Origin of the sequence: uncultured Dialister sp., assembly GCA_900314595.1 — a bacterium.
Classification (GTDB): domain Bacteria; phylum Bacillota; class Negativicutes; order Veillonellales; family Dialisteraceae; genus Dialister.
The window spans coordinates 1-6,941 of record OMVW01000063.1; the positions used below are offsets into that span (position 1 = coordinate 1).

The 6,941-nt window shown below is 43.0% G+C and carries 7 protein-coding genes; all 7 read right to left on the bottom strand.

What is annotated here, in order from left to right:
* Window positions 1–162: 162 nt before the first annotated feature.
* Window positions 163–426, bottom strand: coding sequence for a hypothetical protein (locus QZN42_RS09715; RefSeq protein WP_296957138.1), 264 nt, complete (start codon window positions 424–426; stop codon window positions 163–165).
* 51 nt (window positions 427–477) lie between these two features.
* Window positions 478–741, bottom strand: a complete 264-nt coding sequence (locus QZN42_RS09720; protein ID WP_296957142.1) for a hypothetical protein — start codon at window positions 739–741, stop codon at window positions 478–480.
* Between the two features lie 184 nt (window positions 742–925).
* Window positions 926–1,780, bottom strand: coding sequence for a hypothetical protein (locus QZN42_RS09725; RefSeq protein ID WP_296957145.1), 855 nt, complete (start codon window positions 1,778–1,780; stop codon window positions 926–928).
* A 66-nt stretch (window positions 1,781–1,846) separates the two neighbouring features.
* Entirely contained in the window at window positions 1,847–2,092 is a 246-nt protein-coding gene (locus QZN42_RS09730; protein WP_296957147.1) for a hypothetical protein, read from the bottom strand.
* A 271-nt stretch (window positions 2,093–2,363) separates the two neighbouring features.
* Entirely contained in the window at window positions 2,364–4,655 is a 2,292-nt protein-coding gene (locus QZN42_RS09735) for a dynamin family protein (protein WP_296957149.1), read from the bottom strand.
* A 235-nt stretch (window positions 4,656–4,890) separates the two neighbouring features.
* Complete coding sequence (locus tag QZN42_RS09740; RefSeq protein WP_296957152.1) at window positions 4,891–5,610, bottom strand: hypothetical protein; 720 nt, start codon at window positions 5,608–5,610, stop codon at window positions 4,891–4,893.
* A gap of 256 nt (window positions 5,611–5,866) precedes the next feature.
* The gene (locus QZN42_RS09745) at window positions 5,867–6,130 is read right to left on the bottom strand and encodes a hypothetical protein (RefSeq protein WP_296957155.1); all 264 of its coding nucleotides are present in this window, start codon (window positions 6,128–6,130) and stop codon (window positions 5,867–5,869) included.
* Between the last annotated feature and the right edge of the window lie 811 nt (window positions 6,131–6,941).

Below are 6,941 nucleotides of genomic sequence, written 5' to 3' on the forward strand. Positions count from 1 at the left end.
TTACTGTTTACAGCTTGCGCTCCGCTACACTCGGCGACAAATACCTGTAACTGGACTTTCACCAGCTAGAATCGTACCATGCCCGGCACACTAAAAAATGTGCCGCATCAGCGGCACATTTTTCCTAAATTCTAAAATCGGAAACGACTCATTGAGGAAATTTCACCTCAGGAGTACCGATATCAGGCATACGCCCATTCCTGTGAGAAAGCCCAGGGTCATCCATTTGACCAGGAAAAGGCGTTTTTCATATTTTCTATCTTTTACAAATTCCATATATTCAGCAAGTTTTTCACTTTCGGTCTTCGTGAGTTCTTCGTCTCCCGGCAGATATCCCAGCCGCCGGAGTTCCCGGCCTTCCCGGTATTTCTCATTTAATTTCTTAACTTCTTCATTCCGACGGAGCAGTTCTTCTTCACTGGGCATAAGAGCCTCCTTTAAAAAATATGTGGTAAGTAGAGCAAAATATTGATCGTCTCATTTAGGCGCTGCCATGATTGTTATCGCCGTAAGAACTGCCATGCAGAATCCAAAGGTGAAGTTTTTCATCTGAAGTAAACGTTCCTCCCGTCTTTTATTTATCCAGTAGATCTGAAGGAGCCTGATTTTCAGCAGCCGCAGAGCATCCGGATCCATCTGTTTGATGGAAAGACCGGCGGCCTTTGTCCTCCTGATTTCCTGTCTGACCCATTCTATTTTTTTCTTTTCTTCCATTCTCCTGACTTCGCTCACTTTGCTCATCCATACCTCCCGGCAAATGACGTCTTTTATTTAACGTCCGATTAATGATTCTGTAAGAGAAGGCTGATTTAAAAAACTTTTAGTGAAATACTCTTTTATAGGAAATCGGGGCTCTCCCCGGGAGAGCTCCGCAATTCCCACGCAGCTTTTTTATAAGCCGAACTACTTTATTTAAACAGATTACTTAAAAAATATCGTCGAAAAGATCTGAAATCAGGCTTCCTACTGCGCAGGCTGCGCCAAATCCGATGACTACCGGGGCTGCTGCTATAGCGGCAGCTCCCACAGCAGTACCGGCAATTGCAGTTCCTGCCGCAGTTCCTGCCAGGGCAGCCGTTCCTGCGCCCACCGCACCGGCTGCTACGGAACCGGCGGCGGCTGAAGCCGCGCCGCTGACTCCGCCTTTAATTCCGGCCGCTGCCACATCAATGGCTGCATCGCCCAGATCTTTTTCTCCATCCAGTACATCTGACAAACTGCTAACCACTTCAATTCCGGCACCGATGGCTGCCCCGGCTGTGCCGCCAGCCCTTGCAGCACATCCGATGGCAGAAGCTGTTGGCATCCTGCCCAGTGCCTTATTTGCAATCCGGCTGGTCGTATTGGAAGAGATGCCGGAGGATTTAATGGTCTGTCCGGTTTTTCCGGAAAGCCTTTCAGCTACTTTCTTCGTTGTCTCTTTCGTGCCATAGACGGCAGTTTTTCCATAATGACCGCCGGTAATCTGATCTACTGTTTTCCTGACGCCGGAATTGCTGATTGTATCTTTCAGCTGTGCGTGGCCTACGACTTTTCCGTGATTCGTCATAATCACATCTTTCATCTTCGCAGTGGTTGATTTTGTAAGCTGGGCATGATTGCCTTTCAGAAAATTCATGGGATTGCTGTTGTACTTGTCGCAAAACATGATTTCATGGACAACTCCCTTTGCCTGGGGGCAGGCCCCGGCACGTTCGATTGTCCTTAAGCCGACAGATGCTTCATAACCTTCACGACTATAAATACCGGTATTTGTCAGTTTTCTATTTTTCTTGCTCATAAGGGATTTTCCTTCCTTGTACTTTGCTTTTAAATTTCTGATTCAGGTCTTATGATTGATTGGCTGTCAGTCATCGCTGAACAGGCTGAAGATTCCTCCAATCACTCCTACAGCGAGGAGCGCCGGAGCAGTAGCGATTCCAAGAGCTCCCGCAGCTGCCGTGGTGGCTGCCGTAACGGCTGCTCCTTTAGCGACTCCGACTACTGCATCTGCTGCTGCTTCCTCAACAGTCTCTTCACCGGAGGCTGCTTTATAAACGGAAGAAGCAATTGTAAGACCGGTACCAATTTCACTTGTGCTGATGTTTTTCATGATGATTTTCTCCTTAAAGAATCCATTTGATTATTCAGGAAGATGTATGGCCATATCATTTCCTTCATCTGAACATAGTATATCACCTATTTTTGCGTTTGTAAATACATTTTTATGCGATTCTGCATATTTAATAGTATTATTTCGTAATATATTTAATAAATACATTTTTATTAAAATTTTACATGTTCATATGCTAAATTTCACTTCAGAAGCCCCTATTCCATAAAAAAACAGCCCGGGGGATTCCCGGACTGTTTCTCACTTTCATTTACAGTTCAATCTTCATATTTTTCAGGGAGGAAATAGCTACGATAACGAATGCATTGGCTTCACTGATTTCGCCGCTCTTTTCCAGTTCTTCCTGCTGCGTCTTTAATTCCAGCAGAGAATAGAGAATTTCTTTTTTCTGTGCTGCGTATTCATTCCATTTCATTTCCACAGTATCGGAGGCACGGGCAAACTGTCTTTCCTTTTCCATCCAATAAGCATCTGACTGATTAAGAAGCTGTTCTTTCACTCTGTTATTTTTAAATATCTGTCTTATAACCGCGTTATTTGATTTCTTCTTTTCGCTCGTATAGGAAGCATTTCTTGTGGTCATTTTCTTCATACCAAAAAGACCGGCAAGAAGTCCGCCTGCGACAAGGGCTGTGCCTGCTCCCAGAAAACCCATGACCGGATCCTGGACAGCCCTTGCAGCCGTCATGCCTGCAGCAGCTGCCGCAGCTCCGGCAGCCCTTTCGGAAGTTTCATCCTCTTCATCCTCTTTGATGTTTTCCGGAACGGTCAGCTCTTTCTGCATGTTGATTCTGAATTTTTTCCGTACGCCTATGGCATCCAGATAAATATTCTGCTCATCAAAATCATCACCGAGATCTGTGGTGAGAGGCGTATCATACTCTTTATAGCGCTCATCGTCAGCGGAAAAAGATTTCAGGTAATTTCTGATTTCCCCATACACTTTTTCATCCTTTTTAGGGAAAATATTTCCATATCTGCTCCTCATGGAATTATACGTATGGCGGACAACGTCATTAATGGCCCATTTTCCGTCCGTACCTTTTTCATGTTCGATGCTTTCTCTAACATTATCTTCGCTTAATTCGTCCTCAAAAATTTCACCGATTTTTATCCGACTCTCCTCCTTCATCTGGCGAATGGTCTTAAAGACCCTGTTTTTACGGATTTTTGCATCTTCTATACGGATATTGAAGGACTGGTCTATGGATTCCTTTTTCACGTCAAGCTTGCCAGGAAGAATCAGTGCCTGTTGAAGCCGGAGGCTCTGGATACTGCTCTTCTGGAGGTATTTCACCGCATTATCCCGAACCGTTTTTACCGCTTCAATACCATCTTCAGCTGCGGCCCTGGCAAGCTCTTCAATCATTTCTGCCAGACTCCGGTTAAAAGATTTATTTTCATCATAATTGATGGAATAGGGGAAGAAATAGTATTCAGCATTTCTGACGCAGATATCTTTCGTCACATATCTTTCCTGGCTGGGAAGCTGGCCGAAGAAGGAGTCCTGTTTTATATCCAGTTTTTCAAGAGCCTTTTCATCCCTGCCCATTTCATGGCAGTGACTGGCCACAATCAAAAGGTTATCCACCTTTTCCCTGTTTTTTGTATAGAACGGCCTTAAAGCACCAACGACACTTAAAAACGCAATCTGTTCCTCATTCTCAAAGAAACTGATGGCTCTCGATAGATAGACTACGGCAGTTGCTTTATGAATGATATTCCAGAAAGGTTTATCCACATTCCTTCCGGAGGCCAGCTGGTCGGGAACGATGCCAGGGATATCGACAAGATCTACACTGCGGAGAATTGAACTGTCCAAAAAGAGGACTGCTGTATCGGCATCCATATTTTTCTTTCTATTGGACATGGTGCCAACTTTGTCAAGAAGCGTTTCATCACCGCTTGCATATTTCAGGGCGCTGCAGTATTTTTCATCATAAATCAGATCATCGTCAAAACTGTCCCCATTTTCATCTCTGTGAAAAATCCAGCAGACATCATCTTTCATGAATTCCGGCCGGTCTTCTATATGTTTGATATAGACAGGAATGCTCGTAGTTCCATTCCATCCGGCGGGAAGCGCTTCTCTTCCCAGAAGGGCATTGATCAATGTGGATTTACCGGATGAACGGAGACCGGCAAAAGCAATCTGGGGCTTTGCAAAATCCTCGATAATTGTATTTCTTATTCTGGCCAGGACTTCACTGACTCCGCTTACATCTTTACCGTTGGATAAGTTTCGAAGCCCGTTGATGGACTCAAGCAGTCCAAACTTGGTCTCCATATACCGGTCCCAGACATCTTTCATCCCGAAAGAAGCCGGCAGTGGTTTCTTATAATGAAGCATTTCGTCAAGAGTCACTCCGGCCACTTCGGCCAGTTCAATAAGGGATTTGAGGGAAATCCCTTCCGAATTCTTTTCCCAGCGGGAAATCGCATCCTGACGGGTTCCCAGGGCCTGTGCAAGGTCGGCCTGCTTTTTCATCTGCAGAACTTTCTCGCGGAATTCTTTTAAATCAAAATCCTTATAATATTTCATAATTTTCTCTCCAGTTCGAAGGTAAAAAGGATAAATAAATAAGTTACGTTAATCTATACCTATTTTACCATTTTTTATGTCTATCTGCATATGTTTATTTAAAAATATGCTTTATCCGTCTGTGAAATAAAAGAATGCCCTGCAGGTAACCTTCAGTTCTGACTGATTCTTTTTCCTGCAGGGGCATTGATTCCAATGATTTTTTCAGCTTTTCAGTAAAAAGCTGTCTCAGGCTTCAGGATGCTTTCACGCATACCCTTATGCCGTTCCTGCGTTCTACCGATACGGCTCCTCCCTCAAACTCATTTCTCCTGACAAACAAGGTCCCCATACATTCTCTAAGAGTTTTTGACGTCTCATAATCTATCATCTGATTGTTCCTGCAAATCCATCTGGCAGTCTGCGCATCGATCCGGGTCTCATTATTATAGCGGAATCGTTTGATCATACTGCCCAGTTCCCAGGGGAATGAATAGCGGACATGAGCAGGAACATAATAGAACCTGACAGGTGTGGTCACATTGATAGTTTCATAATCCCTGACAATCCTGTCGAAAAGTTTCAGATTTCCCAGCTTATGAGCCCTGGCCAGACTGTCCAGTTTGATGGCATCCTGCACTTCCCTTTCCGGTGTAACCAGATATTTCTTCATCATATATTTGAAAATTTCCACATCACCCAGACTATCTGAGAAAATATTGACTCTGCGGAAAGATTCATGACTTGTTTTCACTAGTCTCAATGCTGCATCAAGGGCCATACAGATGGCATATCTTTCCCCATATTTACTATCAGTATCCAGTATGATTGATTCTCCGGATTCTATTATTTTTCCGTTGAACTCAATATTGAAACCACAACTCACATCATATTTTCCATGTGAACTCTTTCCGGCCGCGCCACTGCAATCAGTAAAGCAATTCAAAGCATTTTCAGTAATCAGTCTGTTCTTCATTCCATATCTCCCGTATCATCTATCATTCTTCCGAATCGTTTCAATGAATATGCAGTAAAAACAGTTTTTAACCCATACTCCTTCATTCCTAAATACAGGTTCAATATTCAGCCAAATCCACCCCGGTACAGAAACCGGGGTGATCCGGCTTTTTACACCAACCGCCGAATTAAAATCTCAATCATCAAGCAGCCCCAGAAGAATCAGTACTCCGATCATGGAATTCACCCCCTTTCATATTCGCTTTGCAAAATGATTAATAAGTACCTTCGGATAAATCCATACCATATTTACGAGCATATCTGATATAAGATGGAAGTTTCTCAATCGTTTTATCCAGCCTGGGATTCCGATTCCAACTGTGGAACTTTTTAAGTTCCTCCTCACATCTGCCGGGAAGAAAGAAATTGTATACCGCCTTTGAAAAACGCTGTGTAAACAGGTAAATCCGCCCCTTTCTTGAATTCATATAAAATACCAGCCCCTCTTTTGCTCTCCTCACTACGATTTTTTCTTTCATAATTTTCTCCTTACAACACATTCGGATTTTTACTTCTTATTTTGTAATTCCGCTTACGTATATAATATATCACGCATTTTACTATTTTTCAATATTAATTTATGCAAATTTGCATTATTTAATATAGATAATGCAGTATATAATTTTTAAAAAATAAAAAATGCATGTTAAAATTGAAAATAACTCCAATAAAAAAGTACCGCATTAGCGGCACACTTTCACAGACCACAAACCATAAATTACTAAATTTTGAAACTGACCATACCAGCATGAAATAGGATTTATTTCCTATTTCATATTGATTTTTATATTTTATAGGATTTAATTCCTATATTTTTTTACTTATTTGGCCGAGAAAATCAGGGGAAAGGGATAAGGGATAAGGGGTAAGGGAAGGATATGGTTGGCTGGCGCAAACCAATTTTTTATAGTGCGCTCCGCGCACGGGCTGTTGCCCGCACTTATGCTGGAAAAGGGTTTTACCCAGGCGGTGGCTCTTCAATAGCGGCCTGCATTTGTATTCCCGGCCTTACGTGTACCTGCAGCCCCGCACGAGGGAGCACGTCTATTCCCGGCCGTGCGCGTGGAGCGGAGAAAGCGCAGCATTCTCGTCCGGAAGGCTCTAAAATTTCCTATCAGCCATTAACTATTAACCTTACATACAGTTTTCCATCCGGATGACCCGAAAGTTTTCCATCCATTAACTATTAACCCCAATGTCATTAACTTAAGAAATTCATAAAATAGTTCAAGTACGCATCGAAAGGTGCGTGCTTTTTTGTGCAAAAAAGTCGAAAAAAATACGACAAAA